General features: G+C 63.5%; 33 protein-coding genes. All 33 read left to right on the forward strand.

The features are described 5' to 3' along the window. Positions 1–97 precede the first annotated feature (97 nt). On the forward strand, positions 98–472 hold the full coding sequence (gene rpsL, locus H4W26_RS10920) for a 30S ribosomal protein S12 (protein ID WP_036473238.1): 375 nt from the start codon (positions 98–100) through the stop codon (positions 470–472). Next, positions 472–942 (forward strand): 30S ribosomal protein S7, encoded by a 471-nt coding sequence (gene rpsG / locus H4W26_RS10925; protein WP_192592265.1) that lies wholly within the window; start codon positions 472–474, stop codon positions 940–942. The genes rpsL and rpsG overlap by 1 nt, the downstream gene beginning before the upstream one ends. 18 nt (positions 943–960) lie before the next feature. Next, positions 961–3,075, forward strand: a complete 2,115-nt coding sequence (fusA, locus tag H4W26_RS10930) for an elongation factor G (protein ID WP_192592266.1) — start codon at positions 961–963, stop codon at positions 3,073–3,075. Between the two features lie 241 nt (positions 3,076–3,316). After that, positions 3,317–4,507, forward strand: a complete 1,191-nt coding sequence (gene tuf, locus H4W26_RS10935) for an elongation factor Tu (RefSeq protein ID WP_192592267.1) — start codon at positions 3,317–3,319, stop codon at positions 4,505–4,507. A gap of 562 nt (positions 4,508–5,069) precedes the next feature. Beyond that, entirely contained in the window at positions 5,070–5,378 is a 309-nt protein-coding gene (gene rpsJ / locus H4W26_RS10940) for a 30S ribosomal protein S10 (RefSeq protein WP_022871716.1), read from the forward strand. 23 nt (positions 5,379–5,401) lie between these two features. After that, positions 5,402–6,064 (forward strand): 50S ribosomal protein L3, encoded by a 663-nt coding sequence (gene rplC, locus H4W26_RS10945; RefSeq protein ID WP_192592268.1) that lies wholly within the window; start codon positions 5,402–5,404, stop codon positions 6,062–6,064. Between the two features lie 5 nt (positions 6,065–6,069). Continuing rightward, the gene (gene rplD / locus H4W26_RS10950; protein WP_192592269.1) at positions 6,070–6,684 is read left to right on the forward strand and encodes a 50S ribosomal protein L4; all 615 of its coding nucleotides are present in this window, start codon (positions 6,070–6,072) and stop codon (positions 6,682–6,684) included. Continuing rightward, on the forward strand, positions 6,681–6,989 hold the full coding sequence (gene rplW / locus H4W26_RS10955; RefSeq protein ID WP_192592270.1) for a 50S ribosomal protein L23: 309 nt from the start codon (positions 6,681–6,683) through the stop codon (positions 6,987–6,989). Before rplD ends, rplW begins: the two co-directional genes overlap by 4 nt. A gap of 37 nt (positions 6,990–7,026) precedes the next feature. Then, complete coding sequence (rplB, locus tag H4W26_RS10960) at positions 7,027–7,863, forward strand: 50S ribosomal protein L2 (protein ID WP_192592271.1); 837 nt, start codon at positions 7,027–7,029, stop codon at positions 7,861–7,863. A 12-nt stretch (positions 7,864–7,875) separates the two neighbouring features. Further along, positions 7,876–8,157, forward strand: coding sequence for a 30S ribosomal protein S19 (gene rpsS, locus H4W26_RS10965; RefSeq protein ID WP_058887529.1), 282 nt, complete (start codon positions 7,876–7,878; stop codon positions 8,155–8,157). 68 nt (positions 8,158–8,225) lie between these two features. Beyond that, positions 8,226–8,591 carry a 50S ribosomal protein L22 gene (rplV, locus tag H4W26_RS10970; RefSeq protein ID WP_192592272.1) on the forward strand — a complete coding sequence of 122 codons (366 nt, stop codon included), beginning with the start codon at positions 8,226–8,228 and terminating at the stop codon, positions 8,589–8,591. Continuing rightward, entirely contained in the window at positions 8,591–9,415 is an 825-nt protein-coding gene (gene rpsC, locus H4W26_RS10975) for a 30S ribosomal protein S3 (RefSeq protein WP_192592273.1), read from the forward strand. The genes rplV and rpsC overlap by 1 nt, the downstream gene beginning before the upstream one ends. Next, positions 9,415–9,831: a 50S ribosomal protein L16 gene (gene rplP, locus H4W26_RS10980; RefSeq protein WP_192592274.1), complete on the forward strand. Its 417-nt coding sequence runs from the start codon at positions 9,415–9,417 to the stop codon at positions 9,829–9,831. Before rpsC ends, rplP begins: the two co-directional genes overlap by 1 nt. Positions 9,832–9,833: 2 nt before the next feature. Further along, a complete protein-coding gene (gene rpmC / locus H4W26_RS10985; protein WP_192592275.1) occupies positions 9,834–10,121 on the forward strand; it encodes a 50S ribosomal protein L29 in 288 nt (95 codons plus the stop codon). Positions 10,122–10,123: 2 nt separating this feature from the next. Then, entirely contained in the window at positions 10,124–10,396 is a 273-nt protein-coding gene (gene rpsQ, locus H4W26_RS10990; RefSeq protein ID WP_192592276.1) for a 30S ribosomal protein S17, read from the forward strand. Between the two features lie 424 nt (positions 10,397–10,820). Next, the gene (gene rplN / locus H4W26_RS10995; RefSeq protein WP_192592277.1) at positions 10,821–11,192 is read left to right on the forward strand and encodes a 50S ribosomal protein L14; all 372 of its coding nucleotides are present in this window, start codon (positions 10,821–10,823) and stop codon (positions 11,190–11,192) included. A 3-nt stretch (positions 11,193–11,195) separates the two neighbouring features. Next, the gene (gene rplX / locus H4W26_RS11000) at positions 11,196–11,531 is read left to right on the forward strand and encodes a 50S ribosomal protein L24 (RefSeq protein ID WP_192592278.1); all 336 of its coding nucleotides are present in this window, start codon (positions 11,196–11,198) and stop codon (positions 11,529–11,531) included. Further along, positions 11,531–12,109 (forward strand): 50S ribosomal protein L5, encoded by a 579-nt coding sequence (rplE, locus tag H4W26_RS11005; RefSeq protein ID WP_192592279.1) that lies wholly within the window; start codon positions 11,531–11,533, stop codon positions 12,107–12,109. Before rplX ends, rplE begins: the two co-directional genes overlap by 1 nt. A 111-nt stretch (positions 12,110–12,220) precedes the next feature. Further along, positions 12,221–12,619, forward strand: coding sequence for a 30S ribosomal protein S8 (gene rpsH, locus H4W26_RS11010; RefSeq protein ID WP_192592280.1), 399 nt, complete (start codon positions 12,221–12,223; stop codon positions 12,617–12,619). A 20-nt stretch (positions 12,620–12,639) separates the two neighbouring features. After that, positions 12,640–13,176, forward strand: a complete 537-nt coding sequence (gene rplF / locus H4W26_RS11015; protein ID WP_192592281.1) for a 50S ribosomal protein L6 — start codon at positions 12,640–12,642, stop codon at positions 13,174–13,176. Positions 13,177–13,179: 3 nt separating this feature from the next. After that, the gene (gene rplR / locus H4W26_RS11020) at positions 13,180–13,551 is read left to right on the forward strand and encodes a 50S ribosomal protein L18 (RefSeq protein ID WP_192592282.1); all 372 of its coding nucleotides are present in this window, start codon (positions 13,180–13,182) and stop codon (positions 13,549–13,551) included. After that, on the forward strand, positions 13,548–14,303 hold the full coding sequence (gene rpsE, locus H4W26_RS11025; RefSeq protein ID WP_318779865.1) for a 30S ribosomal protein S5: 756 nt from the start codon (positions 13,548–13,550) through the stop codon (positions 14,301–14,303). The genes rplR and rpsE overlap by 4 nt, the downstream gene beginning before the upstream one ends. Next, positions 14,300–14,536, forward strand: a complete 237-nt coding sequence (gene rpmD / locus H4W26_RS11030; RefSeq protein ID WP_192592283.1) for a 50S ribosomal protein L30 — start codon at positions 14,300–14,302, stop codon at positions 14,534–14,536. The genes rpsE and rpmD overlap by 4 nt, the downstream gene beginning before the upstream one ends. 2 nt (positions 14,537–14,538) lie before the next feature. Next, positions 14,539–15,033, forward strand: a complete 495-nt coding sequence (gene rplO, locus H4W26_RS11035) for a 50S ribosomal protein L15 (RefSeq protein ID WP_192592284.1) — start codon at positions 14,539–14,541, stop codon at positions 15,031–15,033. A 184-nt stretch (positions 15,034–15,217) separates the two neighbouring features. Further along, complete coding sequence (secY, locus tag H4W26_RS11040) at positions 15,218–16,525, forward strand: preprotein translocase subunit SecY (protein ID WP_192592285.1); 1,308 nt, start codon at positions 15,218–15,220, stop codon at positions 16,523–16,525. Next, positions 16,522–17,091, forward strand: a complete 570-nt coding sequence (locus H4W26_RS11045) for an adenylate kinase (RefSeq protein ID WP_192592286.1) — start codon at positions 16,522–16,524, stop codon at positions 17,089–17,091. The genes secY and H4W26_RS11045 overlap by 4 nt, the downstream gene beginning before the upstream one ends. Continuing rightward, complete coding sequence (gene map / locus H4W26_RS11050) at positions 17,091–17,936, forward strand: type I methionyl aminopeptidase (protein ID WP_192592287.1); 846 nt, start codon at positions 17,091–17,093, stop codon at positions 17,934–17,936. Before H4W26_RS11045 ends, map begins: the two co-directional genes overlap by 1 nt. A gap of 252 nt (positions 17,937–18,188) precedes the next feature. After that, positions 18,189–18,410, forward strand: coding sequence for a translation initiation factor IF-1 (infA, locus tag H4W26_RS11055; protein ID WP_036473267.1), 222 nt, complete (start codon positions 18,189–18,191; stop codon positions 18,408–18,410). 63 nt (positions 18,411–18,473) lie between these two features. Then, on the forward strand, positions 18,474–18,590 hold the full coding sequence (gene rpmJ / locus H4W26_RS11060; protein ID WP_036473268.1) for a 50S ribosomal protein L36: 117 nt from the start codon (positions 18,474–18,476) through the stop codon (positions 18,588–18,590). 216 nt (positions 18,591–18,806) lie between these two features. After that, complete coding sequence (rpsM, locus tag H4W26_RS11065; RefSeq protein WP_192592288.1) at positions 18,807–19,175, forward strand: 30S ribosomal protein S13; 369 nt, start codon at positions 18,807–18,809, stop codon at positions 19,173–19,175. Positions 19,176–19,240: 65 nt separating this feature from the next. Further along, on the forward strand, positions 19,241–19,642 hold the full coding sequence (gene rpsK, locus H4W26_RS11070) for a 30S ribosomal protein S11 (protein ID WP_192592289.1): 402 nt from the start codon (positions 19,241–19,243) through the stop codon (positions 19,640–19,642). A gap of 119 nt (positions 19,643–19,761) precedes the next feature. Further along, on the forward strand, positions 19,762–20,778 hold the full coding sequence (locus H4W26_RS11075; protein WP_192592290.1) for a DNA-directed RNA polymerase subunit alpha: 1,017 nt from the start codon (positions 19,762–19,764) through the stop codon (positions 20,776–20,778). A gap of 77 nt (positions 20,779–20,855) precedes the next feature. Further along, the gene (gene rplQ, locus H4W26_RS11080; RefSeq protein ID WP_192592291.1) at positions 20,856–21,422 is read left to right on the forward strand and encodes a 50S ribosomal protein L17; all 567 of its coding nucleotides are present in this window, start codon (positions 20,856–20,858) and stop codon (positions 21,420–21,422) included. The last annotated feature ends 92 nt before the right edge of the window (positions 21,423–21,514 follow it).

Genomic DNA, 21,514 nt, shown 5'->3' on the forward strand with positions numbered 1-21,514 from the left:
GCCTAGGGACCAGAGCCCGCGGACAGTGTGCCGACCATCAACCGCGGGCAGAGTAAGAACCCTCTGTTTCCCTCACTACACGTACGGAGAACGCATAGTGCCTACTATTCAGCAGCTTGTGCGCAAGGGGCGTCATCCCAAGCGCACCAAGAACAACACCCCTGCACTGCAGGGAAGCCCGATGCGTCGTGGCGTGTGCACCCGTGTGTACACCACGACCCCGAAGAAGCCGAACTCCGCACTCCGCAAGGTGGCCCGTGTTCGTCTGGGCGGCGGCGTCGAAGTCACCGCCTACATCCCCGGCGAGGGCCACAACCTGCAGGAGCACTCCATCGTGCTCGTTCGCGGCGGTCGTGTGAAGGACCTTCCCGGTGTCCGCTACAAGATCGTCCGCGGCGCCCTCGACACCCAGGGTGTCAAGGGTCGCGGTCAGGCTCGCTCCCGCTACGGCGCGAAGAAGGAGAAGAAGTAATGCCTCGTAAGGGACCCGCACCCAAGCGCCCTCTCGTCCAGGATCCGGTCCACGGATCCCCGTTGGTCACGCAGCTGATCAACAAGGTCCTGGTCGACGGCAAGAAGTCCACTGCTGAGCGCATCGTCTACGGCGCGCTCGACGGCGTGGCCAAGAAGTCCGGCGAGGACTCCGTGACGATCCTCAAGAAGGCCATGGACAACGTCCGCCCCGCCCTGGAGGTTCGCTCCCGCCGTGTCGGCGGCGCCACCTACCAGGTGCCCGTCGAGGTCAAGCCCGGTCGCTCGACCGCGCTGGCTCTGCGCTGGCTGGTCGGCTACTCCAAGGGCCGTCGCGAGAAGAGCATGACGGACCGCCTCATGAACGAGATCCTCGACGCATCCAACGGCCTCGGTGCCGCTGTGAAGCGCCGCGAGGACACTCACAAGATGGCAGAGTCCAACAAGGCCTTCGCCCACTACCGCTGGTAATAGAAAAGGGGAATCACCGTGGCACAAGACGTGCTCACTGACCTCAAGAAGGTCCGCAACATCGGCATCATGGCTCACATCGATGCCGGTAAGACCACCGCAACCGAACGCATCCTGTTCTACACCGGCATGAACCACAAGATCGGTGAAACCCACGACGGTGCGTCCACGACGGACTGGATGGAGCAGGAGAAAGAGCGCGGCATCACGATCACCTCTGCCGCGGTGACCTGCTTCTGGGGCGACAACCAGATCAACATCATCGACACCCCGGGTCACGTCGACTTCACCGTCGAGGTGGAGCGCGCTCTGCGCGTCCTCGATGGTGCCGTCGCTGTCTTCGACGGCAAGGAAGGCGTGGAGCCGCAGTCCGAGACTGTCTGGCGCCAGGCTGACAAGTACAACGTCCCGCGCATCTGCTTCGTCAACAAGATGGACAAGCTCGGCGCTGACTTCTACTACACCGTCGACACCATCAAGTCCCGCCTCGGCGCGACCCCGCTGGTGATGCAGCTGCCGATCGGCTCCGAGAGCGACTTCGTCGGCGTCGTCGACCTGCTGCAGATGAAGGCCCTCGTGTGGCCCGGCGATGCCAAGGGCGACGTGACCATGGGTGCTGAGTACGAGACCCGTGAAATCCCCGAGGAGCTCAAGGAGTCCGCCGAGGAGTACCGCAACACGCTCATCGAGCAGGTCGCGGAAGCCGACGATGTGCTGATGAACAAGTACCTCGAAGGCGAAGAGATCTCCAACGACGAGCTCAAGGAAGGCGTCCGCAAGCTCACCGTGGCCTCGGCCGCCTACCCGGTGTTCTGCGGCTCGGCGTTCAAGAACCGCGGAGTGCAGCCCATGCTCGACGCCGTCATCGACTACCTGCCGACCCCGGCAGACGTCGAGGCCATGGAGGGCCACAAGCCCAACCATGAGGACGTCATCCTGACTCGCCGTCCCCGCAAGGACGAGCCCTTCTCGGCTCTGGCGTTCAAGATCGCTTCCCACCCCTTCTTCGGGCAGCTCACCTTCATCCGCGTCTACTCGGGCAAGCTGTCCGCAGGCGCACAGATCGTGAACTCCACGAAGGGCAAGAAGGAGCGCATCGGCAAGCTCTTCCAGATGCACGCGAACAAGGAGAACCCGGTCGAGGAGATCCAGGCCGGACACATCTACGCGGTCATCGGGCTCAAGGACACCACCACCGGCGATACGCTGTGCGATCCGAACGACCAGATCGTGCTCGAGTCGATGACCTTCCCGGAGCCTGTGATCTCCGTGGCCATCGAGCCGAAGTCGAAGAGTGACCAGGAGAAGCTCTCCACGGCCATTCAGAAGCTGGCAGCCGAGGACCCGACCTTCACGGTCACCCAGAACGACGAGACCGGCCAGACCGAGATCGGCGGCATGGGCGAGCTTCACCTGGACATCCTGGTGGACCGCATGCGCCGCGAGTTCAACGTCGAGGCCAACGTGGGCAAGCCCCAGGTGGCGTACCGCGAGACCATCAAGAAGCGTGTGGAGAAGGTCGACTACACCCACAAGAAGCAGACCGGTGGTTCGGGTCAGTTCGCCAAGGTGCTCATGAACTTCGAGCCCATGGACACCTCGGACGGCGAGATGTACGAATTCGCCAACCTGGTGACCGGTGGACGCATTCCCCGCGAGTACATCCCGTCCGTGGATGCAGGCATCCAGGACGCCATGGGTCTCGGCGTCCTCGCCGGCTACCCGATGGTCGGCGTCCGGGCCGAACTGGTCGACGGCGCCTACCACGACGTCGACTCCTCGGAGATGGCGTTCAAGCTGGCCGGCTCCCAGGTCCTCAAAGAGGGCGCACGCCGGGCCAACCCGGTGCTGCTCGAGCCGACGATGTCCGTCGAAGTCCGTACTCCCGAGGAGTACATGGGCGAGGTCATCGGCGACCTGAACTCCCGTCGTGGGCAGATCCAGTCCATGGATGACGCGGCAGGCGTGAAGGTCATCAAGGCACTCGTGCCGCTGTCCGAGATGTTCGGCTACATCGGCGAACTGCGCTCACGCACACAGGGCCGCGCCGTCTTCACCATGTCCTTCAACTCGTACGTCGAGGTTCCGAAGGCCGTGGCCGAAGAGATCATCGAGAAGAACCGCGGCGCCTGATCCACGCACCGGAGGGCCGGGCCGACTCCGCACTGGGGGAGGCCCGGCCATCCGGACCGGGCGGATCGACGCAGCCTGGAGGAAGCGAGGTCTCCGAATGACCTCCACCGCTCCTCACGCACCATCATTCGGATAATTTCACCAAATACCTAGCGATTAGTAGACTTGCATGAGTTTCAGCCTCGTTGACAGTGCGGCTGGAGTAAGTCTTCTTACCTGAACAAGTTCTTAGGAGGAACCTGTGGCCAAGGCAAAGTTCGAGCGTAACAAGCCGCACCTTAACATCGGCACCATCGGTCACGTCGACCATGGCAAGACCACCCTGACAGCTGCGATCTCCAAGGTCCTGTCGGAGAAGTACCCCGACCTGAACCAGGGTCGCGACTTCGCCTCGATCGACAACGCTCCCGAGGAGCGCGAGCGCGGCATCACGATCAACGTCTCCCACGTGGAGTACCAGACCGAGGCGCGCCACTATGCACACGTGGACGCCCCCGGTCACGCTGACTACGTGAAGAACATGATCACCGGTGCCGCTCAGATGGACGGTGCGATCCTGGTCGTCGCCGCCACCGACGGTCCGATGGCACAGACCCGTGAGCACGTTCTGCTCGCCCGCCAGGTCGGCGTTCCCGCTCTCCTGGTCGCACTGAACAAGTCCGACATGGTCGAGGACGAAGAGCTCCTGGACCTCGTCGAGATGGAGGTGCGCGAGCTCCTCGATTCACAGGGCTACGACGGCGACAACGCACCGGTCATCCGCACCTCAGGGCTGAAGGCTCTCGAGGGCGACGCCGAGTGGGTCAAGACCGTTGAAGACCTCATGGAGGCCGTGGACACCTTCATCCCCGAGCCAGAGCGCGACAAGGACAAGCCGTTCCTGATGCCGATCGAGGACGTCTTCACCATCACCGGTCGTGGCACCGTGGTGACCGGTCGCGCCGAGCGCGGCACGCTGAAGATCAACTCCGAGATCGAGATCCTCGGCATCCGCCCCAAGCAGAAGACCACCGTCACCGGTATCGAGATGTTCCACAAGCAGCTCGATGAGGCTTGGGCCGGCGAGAACTGTGGACTGCTGCTTCGCGGTCTGAAGCGCGATGACGTCGAGCGCGGCCAGGTTGTGGCTGCTCCCGGCTCCATCACCCCGCACACGCAGTTCGAGGCCAACGTCTACATCCTGTCCAAGGATGAGGGCGGACGCCACAACCCCTTCTACACCAACTACCGTCCGCAGTTCTACTTCCGGACCACCGACGTCACCGGCGTCATCTCGCTGCCCGAGGGCACCGAGATGGTCATGCCAGGCGATAACACCGAGATGACTGTTGAGCTCATCCAGGAGATCGCCATGGAAGACGGCCTCGGCTTCGCCATCCGCGAGGGTGGACGCACCGTTGGTTCAGGTCGAGTCACCAAGATCCTGAAGTAAGACTCACGGTCTTGGCTTGATCCTCGGGCCCTGAGTCGGCAGCCGCGCTGCTGATTCTCCCGAGCACACAGAATCCCCGGTGACCACGGTCACCGGGGATTCTGTTTGTGGTCACTGGGGATCTGTGTGAGAATAGACAGGTTGCTCACGGGCTCTCAGCCCCCGTGTGCCTTGAAGGCATACGGAGTGAGCGAACAGCTACAACTTCAACACCGGCACCTCGTGGTGTGTCACGCTGTGCGCAGGGTATCTGCTCATCCAAGCGACACGCCCGACCGCGGGGGTCGGAGATCCGGCAGGACGAGGAACCCGTCGGGGTCTGTGGAGACACAGCACCCGATCAGGACGGATTCGTGCCGCCGGAACGTGCACCTGACAAGCGACGTCAGGCTTGGGAAACCGAGCCGTCTAAGCCCGGGTGCGCAGCCCACAACTGCAGAAGGTCAGATCCGCCCACAGCCCAATCGGGTGTGCGCGTTGCCTTTCTGGGAGCCCTCGGCTCCACGCGGTCGTGGGCTGCGACGAGAGACGAATGTCAGAACACCAGAAAGAGGCTCAACGCATGGCGGGACAAAAAATCCGCATCCGGCTGAAGTCGTATGACCACGAAGTCATCGACACCTCGGCCCGGAAGATCGTCGACACGGTCACACGTGCTGGTGCAACGGTTGTCGGCCCAGTGCCGCTGCCCACCGAGAAGAACGTGTACGCCGTGATTCGCTCTCCCCACAAATACAAGGACTCTCGCGAGCACTTCGAGATGCGCACTCATAAGCGCCTCATCGACATCGTGGACCCGACGCCCAAGGCTGTCGACTCCCTGATGCGACTCGACCTGCCTGCAGACGTCAACATCGAGATCAAGCTCTAGAGCAGGGAGGTGCTGAGAAAACTATGACCAATATTTCCCGCGTTGAACTGAACGTCAAGGGACTGCTGGGCACGAAGCTCGGCATGACCCAGGTCTGGGACGAGAACAACACCCTCATCCCAGTCACTGTCGTCCAAGCCGACTCCAATGTCGTGACCCAGATCCGCACCGCAGAGAGCGACGGATACAACTCCGTCCAGATCGGCTTCGGCCGCATCGATCCGCGCAAGGTGACCAAGCCGCTCGCCGGCCACTTCGAGAAGGCCGGCGTGACCCCGCGTCGCCACGTCGTCGAGATCCGCACCTCTGATTCCGGCTCCTATGAGCTGGGTCAGGACCTGAGCGTCGAAGCGTTCGAGACCGGCCAGAAGGTCGATGTCGTGGGCAAGACCAAGGGCAAGGGCTTCGCCGGCGTCATGAAGCGCCACGGCTTCGCCGGCGTCGGAGCTTCGCACGGTTCGCACAAGAACCACCGCAAGCCCGGCTCCATCGGCGGCGCCTCGACCCCGGGTCGCGTCTTCAAGGGTCTGCGCATGGCCGGTCGCATGGGCGGAGTCCGTCAGACCACCCATAACCTGACCGTTCACGCAGTGGACGCCGAGAAGAACCTGCTGCTCATCAAGGGCGCCCTTCCGGGTGCTCGTGGCCAGGTCGTCCTGGTCCGCACCGCAGTGAAGGGAGCATGATCCACATGGCCAACAAGGTTTCTGTCGACTTCCCCGCAGAGGTATTCGACGCCAAGACCAACGTCGCGCTGATCCACCAGGTGGTCGTCGCGCAGCGGGCAGCCGCTCGCCAGGGCACCCACAAGACCAAGACTCGCTCTGAGGTCTCCGGCACCGGCGCCAAGCCGTTCCGGCAGAAGGGCACCGGCCGTGCCCGTCAGGGTTCCCTGCGCGGACCGCACATGATCGGCGGTGGCGTCGTCCACGGCCCCACCCCGCGTGACTACGCCCAGCGCACGCCCAAGAAGATGAAGGCAGCCGCTCTGCGCGGAGCCCTCTCGGACCGGGCACGCAACGACCGTATCCACGTGGTGGATTCGCTGGTCGTCGACGCGGCCTCCACCAAGGCGGCCAAGGCCGCACTGGCAGGCCTCGGCGGCGCGAACCGCAACTGGCTCGTCGTGATCGACCGCAGCGATGACATCGCCGCACTGTCGACTCGCAACCTGCCCCACGTCCACACCCTGTATGCCGACCAGCTGAACACCTACGACGTCATCGTCTCCGATGACATCGTGTTCACTCAGGCCGGCTATGACGCCTTCCTGGCACAGGGCACTGCGAAGGAGGAGACCAAGTGAGCGTCCTGACAAGCAAGGACCCGCGCGACGTCATCATCGCACCCGTCGTGTCGGAGAAGTCCTACGGGCTGATCGACGAGGGCAAGTTCACCTTCCTGGTGGACCCCCGAGCCACGAAGTCCGAGATCAAATACGCCGTGGAGAAGATCTTCTCCGTGCGTGTGAACTCGGTCAACACCATCAATCGAGCTGGCAAGCGCAAGCGCACCAAGTTCGGATGGGGCTCGCGCACAGGTACCAAGCGCGCCATCATCACCCTCAAAGAGGGCTACAACATTGACATCTTCGGAGGATCCGCAGCCTGATCGGCTGATCGGAACCACTTGATCGAGGAAGAAGAATATGGCTATCCGTAACCTCAAGCCGAACACACCGGGCCAACGCGGCTCGTCTGTGGCCGACTTCGCAGAGATCACCCGGGACACCCCGGAAAAGTCCCTGCTGCGCCCGCTGTCCAAAACAGGCGGCCGCAACAGCTCAGGCAAGATCACCACTCGTCACAAGGGTGGCGGGCATAAGCGGCAGTACCGCGTCATCGACTTCCGTCGCTCTGACAAGGACGGCGTGCCGGCAAAGGTCGCTCACATCGAGTACGACCCGAACCGCACCGCTCGCATCGCCCTGCTGCACTTCGTCGACGGCACCAAGCGCTACATCCTCGCCCCAGCCAAGCTGGAGCAGGGCGCAGCGGTTGAGTCCGGCCCGAATGCGGACATCAAGCCCGGCAACAACCTGCCGCTGCGCAACATCCCGCTCGGCACCGTGGTGCACGCAGTGGAGCTGCGACCAGCAGGCGGCGCGAAGCTCGGCCGTTCCGCAGGTGCCTCCATCCAGCTGGTCGCCCGTGAGGGCAAGTACGCCCAGCTGCGACTGCCCTCCGGTGAAGTTCGCAACGTCGATGTGCGCTGCCGGGCAACCGTCGGCGCCGTGGGCAACGCGGAGCAGTCCAACATCAACTGGGGCAAGGCAGGACGCATGCGCTGGAAGGGCGTTCGTCCGACCGTCCGCGGTGTTGTGATGAACCCGGTCGACCACCCGCACGGTGGTGGCGAGGGCAAGACCTCCGGCGGTCGCCATCCGGTGAACCCCAACGGCAAGCCAGAGGGCCGCACTCGCCGTCCGAACAAGGAAAGCGACAAGCTCATCGTGCGTCGCCGTCGTACCAAGAACAAGCGATAGGAGCCTGGAGACATGCCACGCAGCTTGAAGAAGGGCCCCTTCGTTGATCAGCACCTGTACCTCAAGGTCGTCGCTGAGAACGAAAAGGGCACCAAGAATGTCATCAAGACATGGTCCCGCCGTTCCATGATCATCCCCGACATGCTGGGCCACACCGTGGCCGTGCATGACGGACGTAAGCACATCCCCGTGTTCATCACTGAGTCGATGGTCGGGCACAAGCTCGGCGAGTTCGCTCCGACGCGTACATTCCGCGGCCATGTGAAGGACGACAAGAAGGGCAAGCGCCGCTGATCGCTTCCTCATCTGAGGAGCGACAAGCGAGCTTGACCAACGTGTCACAAGACGAGAGAAGGAAAGCAATGGAAGCCAAGGCAATTGCGCGCTACCTGCGTGTGACGCCTATGAAGGCCCGGCGCGTCGTCGACCTTGTCCGCGGCAAGCAGGCCAACGAAGCACTGGCCATTCTGAAGTTCGCCCCTCAGGGCGCTACAGAGCCGGTGTACAAGGTGGTCGCCTCTGCTCTGGCGAATGCTCGCCAGCATGCAGACAAGGAAGGAGTCGCCTTCAACGAAGACGCCTTCTTCATCACCGAGGCACGCGTCGACGAAGGTCCGACCATGAAGCGGTTCCGCCCCCGTGCGCAGGGCCGGGCGTTCCGCATCAACAAGCGCACCAGCCACGTCACCATCGTGGTCGGCGCCGAAGAGAAAGGTGGGGATCAGTAGTGGGACAGAAGATTAACCCCAATGGTTTCCGTCTGGGCATCACGACCGACCACATCTCACACTGGTACGCCGACTCCACGAAGGCCGGTCAGCGTTACAAGGACTTCGTGAAAGAAGACGTCCAGATCCGTGAGCTGTTGGCCAAGACCGTGGAGCGCGCCGGCATCTCGAAGGTTGAGATCGAGCGCACTCGCGATCGCGTCCGTGTGGACATCCACACTGCGCGCCCAGGCATCGTCATCGGTCGCCGCGGCGCCGAGGCCGACCGCATCCGCAGCGAACTGGAGAAGCTCACCGCCAAGCAGATCCAGCTGAACATCCTCGAGGTCAAGAGCCCCGAGACCGATGCTCAGCTGGTCGCCCAGGGTGTCGCCGAGCAGCTCGCAGCACGTGTGGCATTCCGCCGCGCGATGAAGAAGGCCATCACCTCGGCCATGCGCTCCGGTGCGAAGGGTATTCGTATCCAGTGCGCCGGTCGTCTCGGCGGCGCCGAGATGTCCCGCTCCGAGTTCTACCGTGAGGGACGAGTTCCGCTGCACACGCTGCGCGCGAACATCGACTTCGGCAAGCACGAGGCGAAGACCACCTTCGGCCGCATCGGCGTGAAGGTCTGGGTCTACAAGGGAGATCTCACTGCCAAGGAACTCGCCGCGCAGCAGGCTGCACAGCCTTCCGGTCGCGGTGGAGCTCGTGGCGGTCGCGGAGGAGCAGGCGGAGCCCGTGGTGGCGAAGAGCGTCGTCGTCGCGGTCCCGGCCGTGGACGCGAAGCCGGTGCCCAGGCACCCGCTGAAGCAGGTTCTGGCGCTGAAGGAGGGCAGAACTGATGTTGATGCCACGTCGAGTCAAGTACCGCAAGCCCCACCGGCCTAAGCGCCGCGGGCAGGCAAAGGGCGGAACCGAGCTCGCCTTCGGCGAGTACGGCATCCAGGCCCTTGATCCGGCCTACGTGACGAACCGCCAGATTGAAGCTGCGCGTATCGCCATGACCCGCCACATCAAGCGTGGCGGCAAGGTCTGGATCAACATCTATCCCGACCAGCCACTGACGAAGAAGCCTGCCGAGGTCCGCATGGGCTCCGGCAAGGGTTCCCCGGAGTGGTGGATCGCCAACGTCAAGCCCGGACGCATCATGTTCGAGCTGTCCGGTGTCAGCGAGGAAGTCGCCAAAGAGGCGCTCCGGCTGGCAATCCACAAGCTGCCCATGAAGGCACGCGTGATCAGCCGAGAGAGTGGTGAGTGACGATGGCAGTTGGAACCAATGAGCTGACCGTTGAGAAGCTCGCAGAGATGGACTCCGCAGGCCTCGCCGAGGCGCTGCGTTCTTCCAAGGAAGAGCTGTTCAACCTCCGCTTCCAGTCCGCCACCGGCCAGCTGGAGAACTCCAGCCGGTTGAGGGACATCAAGCGCGACATCGCCCGTATCTACACGGTGCTGCGTGAGCGCGAGCTGGGCATTCGCGAGAATGTCGATGCCGACGCAGCCTCCTCTGATTCGGCCGATGAGCAGAACGAAGAGAAGGCTGAGGACTGAGCATGAGCGAAGCATCTGCAGAAACCCGCAATGACCGTAAGACCCTGCGCGGCGTCGTCGTCTCCGACAAGATGGCCAAGACCATCGTCGTCGAGGTCGAGGATCGTCGTAAGCACGGCCTGTACGGCAAGATCATGAAGCGGCACACCAAATTCATGGCACATGATGAGACCGAGCAGGCAGGCATCGGCGATACCGTAGTCATCGCTGAGACCCGTCCGCTGTCAGCCTCCAAGCGCTGGCGGCTCGCCGAGATCGTCGAAAAGGCAGAGTGATCACGACCTCGGGTCTCCGCCGGTTCGGCTGAACCAGCGAGGACCCGAGGTCGCGCGCTGCACCACTGAAGGCCCGACTCCCGCACTCATCGTGCGGAGTTGGGCCTTCGGCGTATCTCGTGTATGATTTTGAGGCTGTGCGCCCTTATAGATGAGGCTATCCACCTCAGAGGACAGCGCACGTCCCCGAAAGGGCCCTCGGGCCCCGGGAAACGCCGCCTCGGCCATGCATTCAACTGCCCGTCCCGCAGGGACGGAGAGTGTGTGGGTAAGCGGCCAGGGGACTGTCAGGTAAGTCGGACCACAGGCCCGGGGCGTCAACCGTCGCCCCAGGTGTCCGACTCAGGCTAGAAGTTCCACAAGGCTCGCCAGCCGAGATGATCGGCACGAGTGCGAGAACCAGTGCGACGACAGGAGAAACCAAGTGATTCAACAGGAATCGCGGCTCAAGATCGCCGACAACACCGGTGCCAAGGAAGTCCTTGTCATCCGTGTCCTCGGTGGATCGGGACGCCGCTATGCAGGTATCGGCGACACATTCGTCGCCACCGTCAAGGACGCAATTCCGGGCGGAAATGTCAAGAAGGGCGACGTCATCAAGGCTGTCGTCGTGCGTTCAAAGAAGAAGACCCGTCGCAACGACGGCTCCTACATCAGCTTCGACGAGAACGCTGCCGTCATCCTCAAGGGTGACACTCCGGAGCCGCGCGGTACCCGTATCTTCGGGCCGGTGGGTCGCGAACTGCGCGACAAGAAGTTCATGAAGATCGTCTCGCTCGCTCCGGAGGTGCTCTGACTCATGGCCAAGATCAAGAAAGACGACCTCGTCCAGGTCCTCACCGGCAAGGACAAGGGCAAGCAGGGCAAAGTCCTGCAGGTCCTGCCAGCCAAGGAGCGCGTCCTCGTCGAGGGCGTCAACCGCATGAAGCGTCACCTCCGTGCCGGCCAGTTCGGCAGCACCGAAGGTGGCATCGTGGAGTCTGAGGCCACCATCCACATCTCCAACGTCGCTGTGGTCGACCCCGAGACGGGCAAGCCGACTCGCGTGGGCTACCGGCAGGAGACCGTGGAGCGTGATGGCGTCAGCAAGACTGTGCGCATCCGCGTCGCCAAGGCCTCCGGAAAGGACCTGTGATGACTGAGGTTCAGAGCCAGACTGAGAAGACCATCCCGCGGCTGAAGAACAAGTACCGCGAGGACATCCGGTCCACACTGCAGGAAGAGTACGGATACTCCAACGTCATGGAGGTCCCCGGCCTGGTCAAGGTCGTGGTCAACATGGGTGTCGGCGAGGCAGCTCGCGACTCCAAGCTCATCCAGGGCGCCGTCGAGGACCTGACCAAGATCACCGGTCAGAAGCCGAAGGTGACCCGTGCACGCAAGTCCATCGCGCAGTTCAAGCTGCGTGAAGGCATGCCGATCGGTACCCACACCACGCTGCGCGGCGATCGCATGTGGGAATTCGTGGACCGCCTGGTGACCCTCGCGCTGCCCCGCATCCGCGATTTCCGCGGACTCAGCGGCAAGCAGTTCGACGGCAACGGCAACTACACCTTCGGTTTGACCGAGCAGTCGGTGTTCCACGAGATCGACCAGGACAAGATCGATCGCCCCCGCGGCATGGACATCACCGTGGTGACCACCGCCAAGACTGACGAGGAAGGCCGCGCACTGCTCAAGGCGCTGGGCTTCCCCTTCAAGACCGAACAATAAGCACTACGCCGCAGGTCCCTTCACCAAAGGTTCCGGTCGGTTCGGCAACAGCTGGATCATCGTGTTCCTCGGGAGACTGGAAACCACGGCGAGGAAGGGCAGAAGCCCCTCATGACAATGACTGACCCAGTCGCAGACATGCTGACACGTCTGCGCAATGCCAACTCGGCTTTCCACGATCAGGTGTCCATGCCCAGCTCGAAGCTGAAGGTGCGCGTGGCCGACATCCTGAAGGCGGAAGGTTACATCACCGAATGGCGCGAGGAGGAGGCCGAGGTCGGAAAGACCCTGGCCATCGACCTCAAGTTCGGCCCGAACCGTGAGCGTTCGATCGCCGGCCTGCGCCGCATCTCCAAGCCCGGTCTCCGGGTGTATGCGAAGTCCACCAACCTCCCGCACGTCTTGGGCGGCCTGGGCATCGCGATCCTGTCCACATCCTCCGGTCTCCTTACCGACCGGCAGGCAGCAAAGAAGGGCGTCGGTGGGGAAGTCCTCGCCTACGTCTGGTAACTGGAAGGAGTCGAAGCACTATGTCACGCATCGGTCGTCTTCCGATCACCCTCCCTGCCGGCGTCGAGGTTAAGCTGGAAGGTCGCGAGGTCTCTGTCAAAGGGCCCAAGGGCGAACTTTCCCGCACTCTTGCCGAAGGCATCACCGTCGCCAATGAGGACGGCACCATCACGGTGTCCCGCCCCAACGACGAACGCGAATCACGTTCGCTGCACGGCCTGACCCGCACCCTGATCAACAACATGGTCATCGGTGTCACAGAGGGCTACTCCAAGAAGCTCGAGATCGTCGGCACCGGTTACCGTGTGCTGCCGAAGGGCGATGACCTGGAGTTTGCTCTCGGCTACTCGCACCCGGTTCCGGTGAAGGCCCCTGCGGGCATCACCTTCCAGGTCGATGGCGCCACCAAGCTGTCTGTCGTCGGTATCGACAAGCAGCAGGTCGGCGAGGTCGCCGCCAATATCCGCAAGCTGCGCAAGCCTGACCCGTACAAGGGCAAAGGCGTGCGTTACGAGGGCGAGCAGATTCGCCGCAAGGCCGGAAAGGCAGGTAAGTAAACCATGGCTATTGGTATCAAGGGCAAATCCAAATCCGCTGCCCGCGGCCGCCGCCACCTCCGCCTGCGCAAGAAGCTCAACGGCTCCGCCGAGCGTCCGCGCCTGGTGGTCAACCGCTCCGCTCGTCACATGGTCGCCCAGGTGGTCAATGACCTCGAGGGCAAGACCCTGGTCTCCGCCACCACTATGGAGGCGGACCTGCGCAGCTTCGACGGCGACAAGACCGCCAAGGCGAAGAAGGTCGGCGAAATGGTCGCCGAGCGCGCCAAAGCAGCTGGCATCGACGCCGTGGTCTTCGACCGCGGCGGCAACAAGTACCACGGTCGCGTGGCAGCCGTCGCTGACGGCGCCCGGGAAGGTGGGCTGAAGCTGTGAGTGAGAACGCAAACAACCCCGTGAAGGACTCGTCTGTGACTGAGGCCAAAGAAACCGCTGCACCGGAGACTGCATCGCAGACTCAGGCCGCCGGCGAGAACAGCAACTCAGCTCGCGGCGAGCGCGGCGGCCGCGGTGACAACCGCGGCGGTCGTGGAGGTCGCAGCGAAGGCGGCGGCCGCGGTCGTGGTCGTGGCGGTCGCGAAGAGGAGAAGGACAAGTTCCTCGAGCGCGTCGTGACGATCAACCGCGTGTCCAAGGTCGTCAAGGGTGGTCGTCGCTTCAGCTTCACCGCCCTGGTCATCGTCGGAGACGGCGATGGTCTGGTCGGCGTCGGATACGGCAAGGCCAAGGAAGTCCCGGCGGCCATCGCCAAGGGTGTGGAAGAGGCCAAGAAGAGCTTCTTCCGCGTCCCTCGCGTCGGCTCCACCATCCCGCACCTGGTCAAGGGTGAGGATGCTGCCGGCGTCGTCCTGCTTCGTCCCGCAGCACCGGGTACCGGTGTGATCGCTGGAGGCCCTGTCCGCGCCGTACTCGAGTGCGCAGGCATCCACGACGTGCTGACCAAGTCCATGGGCTCGGTGAACGCCATCAACATCGTTCACGGCACCATCGATGCCCTCAAGCAGCTCGAAGAGCCCGAGTCCGTGGCAGCACGCCGCGGCAAGGCTCTCGACGAGATCGCACCGGCGCGCATGCTGCGCACTATGGCGGCTGACCGCGAGGCCCGTGCACAGAAGGCAGGTGCATGACCTTGCGCAGTACCGTCAACTACAACACCGCGCGAAACCTGAAGACCGGCGAGCACAAGCTCACCGTCACTCAGGTCAAGTCACTGATCGGCGCCAACCCCAAGCACCGCGAGACTGTTCGTTCGCTTGGACTCAAGCGCGTGGGCCACACCGTGGTCCGCGACGCCGACGCCGTGACCGTGGGCATGCTCAACAGCGTGAAGCATCTAGTCAAGGCTGAGGAGGCGAACTAAGGATGGCAGAGAACACCGCTGCGGATTCCAACGTCCTCAAGGTCCACGATCTGCGTCCGGCGCCCGGCTCCAAGAAGTCCCGCACCCGTGTTGGGCGTGGTGAGGCTTCCAAGGGCAAGACTGCAGGCCGTGGTACCAAGGGTACGAAGGCCCGTTACCAGGTCCGTGCAGGCTTCGAAGGTGGACAGCTTCCGCTGTACATGCGCCTTCCGAAGCTGCGCGGCTTCAAGAACCCGTTCCGCGTGGAATACTCGCCGGTCAATCTGACCAAGCTCGGCGAGATGTTCCCCGAGGGCGGAGACGTCACCGCCGATGACCTGATCGCCAAGGGTGCTGCTCGCAAGGGCCGCCCCGTCAAGGTGCTCGGTTCCGGCGACATCTCCGTGGCCGTGACCGTGAAGGCACACGCCTTCTCGGCCAGCGCCGTGGAGAAGATCAACGCTGCCGGTGGCTCCACCGAGCAGCTGCCGCTGAAGGCTGCTTCCAAGCAGGCCTGATCGGTTCTCATATGTGAGAGACCCCCGTGGTGATCCACGGGGGTCTCTTCATATCCGGGCTTCGACCAGCCACATCCTGGCCGGTCACGGCCGCAGGATTCTTTTCTCATGCGCACCGCGCGTTAGTATGACTGCCTGTGTGGCCGAAGGCATCACACAGGGAATTCACGCATCAGGAGGCCGCTTGTTCAGCGCGATCGCAAGGGTGTTCAAGACACCCGACCTGCGTCGAAAGATCTGGTTCACCATCGCGATCATCGCGATCTACCGCATCGGCGCATTCATCCCGGCACCCGGGGTGGACTACGCAGCCGTCCAGCAGTGCCTGGCACTGGGGACCACTGAGGGCGGCCTCTACTCCTTCGTGAACATGTTCTCCGGCGGAGCCCTGCTCCAGGTGTCCATCTTCGCGCTGGGGATCATGCCCTACATCACCGCGGCGATCATCGTGCAGCTGCTGCGCGTGGTCATCCCGCGGTTCGAGAACCTCCAGCGCGAGGGGCCGCAGGGCCAGGCGAAGCTCACCCAGTACACCCGGTACCTGACGATCGCGCTGGCTACGCTCAACGCCACCACGCTGGTGACCACCGCGCGCACCGGCACCCTGCTCGGCTGTGACATCCCGATCATCACCAGCGACGCTCTTCCGGTCATCCTGCTGATGATCCTGGCGCTGGTCACAGGTGTCGCGCTGATCATGTGGCTCGGCGAACAGATCACCGAGCGCGGTGTCGGCAACGGCATGTCCATCCTGATCTTCGTCTCCATCGCCGCCGGCTTCCCCGGCGCCATGGGTGAGATCTGGACCACCCAGGGATGGCGCACCTTCGGCATGGTGCTGCTCATCGGCCTGGTCACCATCACCGCCGTCGTCTTCGTCGAGCAGTCCCAGCGCCGCGTCCCGGTCCAGTACGCCAAGCGTCAGGTGGGCCGCCGCACCGTGGGCGGCACCTCCACCTACATCCCGATCAAGGTCAACATGGCCGGCGTCATCCCGGTCATCTTCGCCTCCTCGGTGCTGATGCTTCCCTCGGTGCTGGCGCAGTTCAACCAGCCCGGTCCAGGCGAGGAGCCCTCCTGGCTCATCGAGTTCGTGCAGACCTACTTCGTGGGCGGCGCGCACCCGCTCTACATGGCCACCTTCTTCCTGATGACCATCTTCTTCACCTACTTCTATGTGACGATCACGTTCAACCCGAACGAGGTCGCCGAGAACATGCGCAAGTTCGGTGGCTTCATCCCGGGCATCCGCGCCGGCAAGCCCACCGAGAGCTACCTGGCCTATGTCATCTCCCGCATCACCTTCCCGGGTGCGCTGTACCTGGGTCTGATCGCGCTGATCCCATTGATCGCCTTCGTCCTGATCGGCGCAAACCAGAACTTCCCGTTCGGCGGCACCTCGATCCTGATCATGGTCGGCGTCGGCCTCACCACGGTGAAGCAGATCAACGCACAGATGGAACAGCGGAACTACGAAGGGTTGTTGCGATGACGCGCATGCTGATTGTTGGACCTGCCGGCTCCGGCAAGGGGACCCAGTCCAAGAAGATCTCCGAGGAGCTCGGCATCGTCGCCATCTCCACGGGAGACATCTTCCGAGTGAACATCAAGGAGCAGACGGAGCTCGGACGTGAGGCGCAGAAGTACGTCGATGCCGGAGACCTGGTGCCGGACTCCGTGACGAACCGGATGATCGAGGACCGACTCACCTGGGAGGACGCCAGCAACGGCTTCCTGCTGGACGGCTACCCGCGCAACCGTGTGCAGGTCGCGGCTCTCGATGAGATGCTCGAACGCCTCGAGGTCTCCCTCGACGTGGTCCTGGAGCTCACCGCCGACCGCGATGAACTCATCGAGCGGCTCAAGAAGCGCGCCGAGATCGAGGGACGCGAGGACGACGCCGACGAGAGCGCCATCCGTCGCCGGCTGGAGATCTTCACCTCCGAGACCGCGCCCATGATCGCCGAGTACGACGCTCGTGGACTCGTGCGCCGAGTCGACGGCCTGGGTCCCGTGGAGGACGTCAACTCACGCATCATGGAAGCGCTCAAGTCCTGATGTTCTCCCGCAGCCGGATCGAGCTGAAGTCGCCCGAGCAGTTGAGCCATATGGCCGCGGCCGGCGCGATTCTCAGCGAGGCGCTGGATGCGACCCTGGCGGCAGCCGCCCCCGGGGTGACCACCTCTGCGCTCAATGACGTGTTCGCCGAGCTCATCACCGCACGCGGGGCCAAGCCGAACTTCCTGAACTACCACGGCTTCCCCGGCTACATCTGCACCTCGGTCAACGACGAAGTGGTGCACGGGATCCCGGGGGAGCGGGTGCTCAAGGCAGGGGACGTGCTCAAGGTGGACGGCGGATGCATCGTCGAGGGCTGGCACTCGGACTCCGCCCGCACGCTCATCCTGGGAGACTCCGCCTCCGGCACCGCCGACGCTGAGGATGAGCGACTCTCCCGGATCACCGCCGCGGCGATGTGGCGCGGCATCGCCGCCTTCGCCCAGGCCAAGAGCACCGGTGAGATCGGAGAGGCCATTGAGGACTACGTGGCCGCCCAGTCCGGCAAGCAGCTGGGAATCCTCGAAGACTACGTGGGCCACGGCATCGGATCGCAGATGCACATGGCGCCCGACGTGTTCAACTACTCGACCGGCATGAAGGGCGCCCGGATCAAGCCTGGCATGGCCCTGGCGATCGAGCCGATGCTCACGCGTGGCGGCATCGAGACGAGGGTCCTCCAGGACGACTGGACCGTGGTCACCAGCGACGGCTCCCACGCCAGCCAGTGGGAACACTCGGTGGCCCGGCACGCCGAGGGCATCTGGGTGCTCACCGCGGCCGACGGCGGAGCCTCCGAGCTCGAGCCGCTGGGCGTGACCCCCGTGCCCATTCCGACCGCCTGATCTGGCCGCCTGATCCGGCCGCCTGGTCCGGGCTGCTGGCCGGCAGCCTGCTCCGCCTCACCGCGGAGTTGTCCCGGTGCCAGCTGATCCTGTAGTCTTGACTGCTGGTTGTCTCTGCGGTTCAGCGTGCCTGCATGCAGGACTGTCGAGTCGCCGCAGCAATCGAATCAGACCCCACAGCCATGTGTTGCTGCACTGCGCCGCAGTGTGTGCCGCCCATGACCGGGGGGTCGCGAACGGTATGTGGAGCATATGGGTAAAAAAGAAGGCGTCATCGAGGTAGAGGGTCGAGTCTCTGAGGCTCTGCCGAATGCAATGTTCCGCGTGCGTCTGGAGAACGAGCACGTCGTCCTCGCCACCATTTCGGGCAAGATGCGCCAGCACTACATCCGCATCCTCCCCGAGGATCGCGTGGTCGTGGAGATGAGCCCGTATGACCTCAACCGTGGACGCATCGTCTACCGCTATAAGTGAGTCGACGTTCGCGTCGGTACACGTAAAAAACTGTCGCACGCGACCGAATAATGAGGAGAACCCATGAAGGTTCAGCCGAGCGTGAAGCAGATCTGCACCGACTGCAAAGTCATCCGCCGCAGCGGCGTGATCCGCGTGATCTGCAAGTCGAACCCACGCCACAAGCAGCGCCAGGGCTGAGTCCTCCACTTACTGCTTGAGTAAGTGAGGGCGCACCTGCGCTGGACAGCTCACATCATATGGCAGTGCAGCCCGTCACTGAGCTGGACGGGCACACCCCCGGTTTCCGAAGGCCGGGGACCCGCTGAAGACATCACCTCCGATGTCGGGCCGATACGGTCCCAGAGGGAATTGCACTGCTGAAGACCTTCGGAAGAGAACAAGGAGGACTGCCACGTGGCACGTCTTGCAGGTGTGGACATCCCGCGCGAAAAGCGCACGGTGATCGCACTCACTTATATCTACGGCGTTGGGCGCACCAGCGCCGAAGCAGCCGTCCAGGCAACCGGTATCGAAGCTGGTACCCGCGTGAAGGATCTGACTGACGAACAGCTGATCTCTCTGCGTGACTACATCGAGAGCCATCTCACCGTTGAAGGTGACCTCCGCCGCGAGGTTGCCGCCGACATCCGCCGCAAGGTCGAGATCGGCTCCTACGAAGGTCTGCGCCATCGTCGCGGCCTTCCGGTCCGGGGTCAGCGCACCAAGACCAATGCTCGAACCCGCAAGGGCTCGAAGAAGACCGTTGCAGGTAAGAAGAAGTAGTTCAGCACCGCAGGCCCATTCACGCCAGCAGCAGCTGATCCGAAGAACTTAGTCACGGAGAAGAAATGCCACCAAAGACTCGCGCAGCGGCCCGCAAGCCGCGCCGCAAAGCCAGTAAGAACATCACGCAGGGCCAGGCTCACATCAAGTCGACCTTCAACAACACGATCGTCTCTATCACCGATCCCTCGGGCGCCGTCGTGTCCTGGGCATCATCGGGTGAGGTCGGATTCAAGGGCTCCCGCAAGTCCACTCCTTTCGCCGCACAGCTTGCCGCTGAGCAGGCCGCCAAGCGCGCCCAGGAGCACGGCATGAAGAAGGTCGAAGTCTTCGTCAAGGGCCCCGGCTCCGGACGCGAGACCGCGATCCGCTCCCTTCAGGCCGCAGGTCTCGAGGTGGGCTCCATCTCGGACGTCACCCCGAGCGCGCACAACGGCTGCCGCCCGCCCAAGCGCCGTCGCGTCTGAGCGAGCTTCTTTACAAGACATTTAGAGCCTGTCCCCGGCCGCTGCGCCGGGGGCAGGCCGAGCATCATTACTCAGTGAGAATGCGTCATATAGCGGATGCACTCTGAAAGGAACAATCAGTGCTCATTGCACAGCGCCCCACGCTGACCGAAGAAGTCGTCGCCGAGAACCGCTCCCGCTTCATCATCGAGCCCCTCGAGCCGGGCTTCGGCTACACCCTCGGCAACTCAATGCGTCGGACCCTGCTCTCATCCATCCCAGGTGCGGCAGTCACCAGCGTTCGTATCGACGGTGTGCTCCACGAGTTCACCACGATCGCCGGGACCAAGGAAGACGTCACCGAGCTCATCCTGAATGTGAAGCGACTCTCCGTCTCTTCCGAGCATGACGAGCCCGTGGTCGCCTACCTCCGCAAGGAGGGCCCAGGTCCGGTCACCGCCGCCGACATCACACCGCCGGCCGGAGTGGAGTTCCACAACCCGGACCTGCACCTCGCCACGCTCAACGAGCACGGCAAGCTCGACATGGAGCTCACCGTCGAGCGCGGCCGCGGCTACGTCTCGGCAGCACAGAACAAGATGGCAGATGCCGAGATCGGCCGCATCCCGGTCGACTCGATCTACTCCCCGGTCCTGAAGGTCTCCTTCAAGGTCGAGGCCACCCGCGTCGAGCAGCGCACCGACTTCGACAAGCTGATCGTCGATGTCGAGACCAAGGCATCCATGGAGCCGCGCGATGCCCTGGCATCCGCCGGCACCACTCTGGTGGAGCTGTTCTCGCTGGCACGTGAGCTCAATGTCGCAGCCGAAGGCATCGAGATCGGCCCCTCGCCGACCGACGCCGCACTGGCTGCCGACATGGCGCTGCCCATCGAGGATCTCGAACTGACCGTGCGGTCCTACAACTGCCTCAAGCGCGAGGGCATCCACACTGTGGGTGAGCTCGTGGCTCGCTCCGAGGCTGACCTGATGGACATCCGCAACTTCGGTGCCAAGTCCATCGACGAGGTCAAGGACAAGCTCGTCGAGCTTGGTCTCTCCCTCAAGGATTCCCCTGCAGGCTTCGACCCGACAGCAGCCCGTTTCCAGGAAGCTGGCGACGAGGACTACGTCGAAGACGAGCAGCAGCGGTTCTAAGAACTGCGGCCCACGATAATTATTCGCGCTGATGTTCTTGCAGAACTGACTGCGCACCACTCAAGGAGAACCACACCATGCCTACCCCCACCAAGGGTCCGCGCCTGGGCGGCAGCCCGTCGCACGAGAAGTTGATGCTGGCAAACATGTCAGCCAACTTGTTCGAGCACCGCGCGATCACCACCACGCTGACCAAGGCCAAGCGCCTGCGTCCCTATGCTGAGCGTCTGATCACGATGGCGAAGCAGGGCGACATCGCCGCTCGTCGTCGCGTGGTCGGCAAGATCAGCGCCAACAGCGCCACTCATCAGGCAGTCGTCCACGAGCTGTTCACGGTCATCGCCCCGGCGATGGCCGAGCGCCAGGGCGGCTACACCCGGATCGTGAAGATCGGCAACCGCAAGGGCGACAACGCCCCGATGGCTGTCATCGAGCTCGTGATGGAGCCGGTCTCCCCGAAGCAGGCAGTGGTCAAGGAGGCCGAACAGGCCATCACGAGCACCGCCAGCGCCCAGGAGACCTCCCAGGAGGAGACCACCTCCACCGAGGCGAGCGACTCCGAGACCGCTGCGACAGAGAACACCTCTGCCGAAGCCCAGTCCACCGAGGCTGCTGAGTCTGAGCAGACCGAGGGCGAGAAGTAAGCACTTCTCACCCCTGCAGAGGCGCCCCCGATCCCAGTGGTCGGGGGCGCCTCCGTGTCTGCGCCACGTGCCCTTGGGGGCAGAGAGGCTTG

The sequence above is a fragment of the Nesterenkonia halotolerans genome, assembly GCF_014874065.1.
Classification (GTDB): domain Bacteria; phylum Actinomycetota; class Actinomycetes; order Actinomycetales; family Micrococcaceae; genus Nesterenkonia; species Nesterenkonia halotolerans.

Coding starts and splice junctions, on each gene's coding strand:
- rpmC (WP_192592275.1), top strand. CDS start 9,834: ATGGCAGTTGGAACCAATGAGCTGACCGTTGAGAAGCTCGCAGAGATG.
- rplC (WP_192592268.1), top strand. CDS start 5,402: ATGACCAATATTTCCCGCGTTGAACTGAACGTCAAGGGACTGCTGGGC.
- rplO (WP_192592284.1), top strand. CDS start 14,539: ATGGCAGAGAACACCGCTGCGGATTCCAACGTCCTCAAGGTCCACGAT.
- H4W26_RS11045 (WP_192592286.1), top strand. CDS start 16,522: ATGACGCGCATGCTGATTGTTGGACCTGCCGGCTCCGGCAAGGGGACC.
- rpsH (WP_192592280.1), top strand. CDS start 12,221: ATGACAATGACTGACCCAGTCGCAGACATGCTGACACGTCTGCGCAAT.
- rpsJ (WP_022871716.1), top strand. CDS start 5,070: ATGGCGGGACAAAAAATCCGCATCCGGCTGAAGTCGTATGACCACGAA.
- rplX (WP_192592278.1), top strand. CDS start 11,196: ATGGCCAAGATCAAGAAAGACGACCTCGTCCAGGTCCTCACCGGCAAG.
- rplE (WP_192592279.1), top strand. CDS start 11,531: ATGACTGAGGTTCAGAGCCAGACTGAGAAGACCATCCCGCGGCTGAAG.
- rpsK (WP_192592289.1), top strand. CDS start 19,241: ATGCCACCAAAGACTCGCGCAGCGGCCCGCAAGCCGCGCCGCAAAGCC.
- rpsQ (WP_192592276.1), top strand. CDS start 10,124: ATGAGCGAAGCATCTGCAGAAACCCGCAATGACCGTAAGACCCTGCGC.
- rpsG (WP_192592265.1), top strand. CDS start 472: ATGCCTCGTAAGGGACCCGCACCCAAGCGCCCTCTCGTCCAGGATCCG.
- infA (WP_036473267.1), top strand. CDS start 18,189: ATGGGTAAAAAAGAAGGCGTCATCGAGGTAGAGGGTCGAGTCTCTGAG.
- map (WP_192592287.1), top strand. CDS start 17,091: ATGTTCTCCCGCAGCCGGATCGAGCTGAAGTCGCCCGAGCAGTTGAGC.
- rplV (WP_192592272.1), top strand. CDS start 8,226: ATGGAAGCCAAGGCAATTGCGCGCTACCTGCGTGTGACGCCTATGAAG.
- rplD (WP_192592269.1), top strand. CDS start 6,070: ATGGCCAACAAGGTTTCTGTCGACTTCCCCGCAGAGGTATTCGACGCC.
- rplP (WP_192592274.1), top strand. CDS start 9,415: ATGTTGATGCCACGTCGAGTCAAGTACCGCAAGCCCCACCGGCCTAAG.
- rplQ (WP_192592291.1), top strand. CDS start 20,856: ATGCCTACCCCCACCAAGGGTCCGCGCCTGGGCGGCAGCCCGTCGCAC.
- rpmD (WP_192592283.1), top strand. CDS start 14,300: ATGACCTTGCGCAGTACCGTCAACTACAACACCGCGCGAAACCTGAAG.
- rplF (WP_192592281.1), top strand. CDS start 12,640: ATGTCACGCATCGGTCGTCTTCCGATCACCCTCCCTGCCGGCGTCGAG.
- rpsS (WP_058887529.1), top strand. CDS start 7,876: ATGCCACGCAGCTTGAAGAAGGGCCCCTTCGTTGATCAGCACCTGTAC.
- rplB (WP_192592271.1), top strand. CDS start 7,027: ATGGCTATCCGTAACCTCAAGCCGAACACACCGGGCCAACGCGGCTCG.
- rplR (WP_192592282.1), top strand. CDS start 13,180: ATGGCTATTGGTATCAAGGGCAAATCCAAATCCGCTGCCCGCGGCCGC.
- rpmJ (WP_036473268.1), top strand. CDS start 18,474: ATGAAGGTTCAGCCGAGCGTGAAGCAGATCTGCACCGACTGCAAAGTC.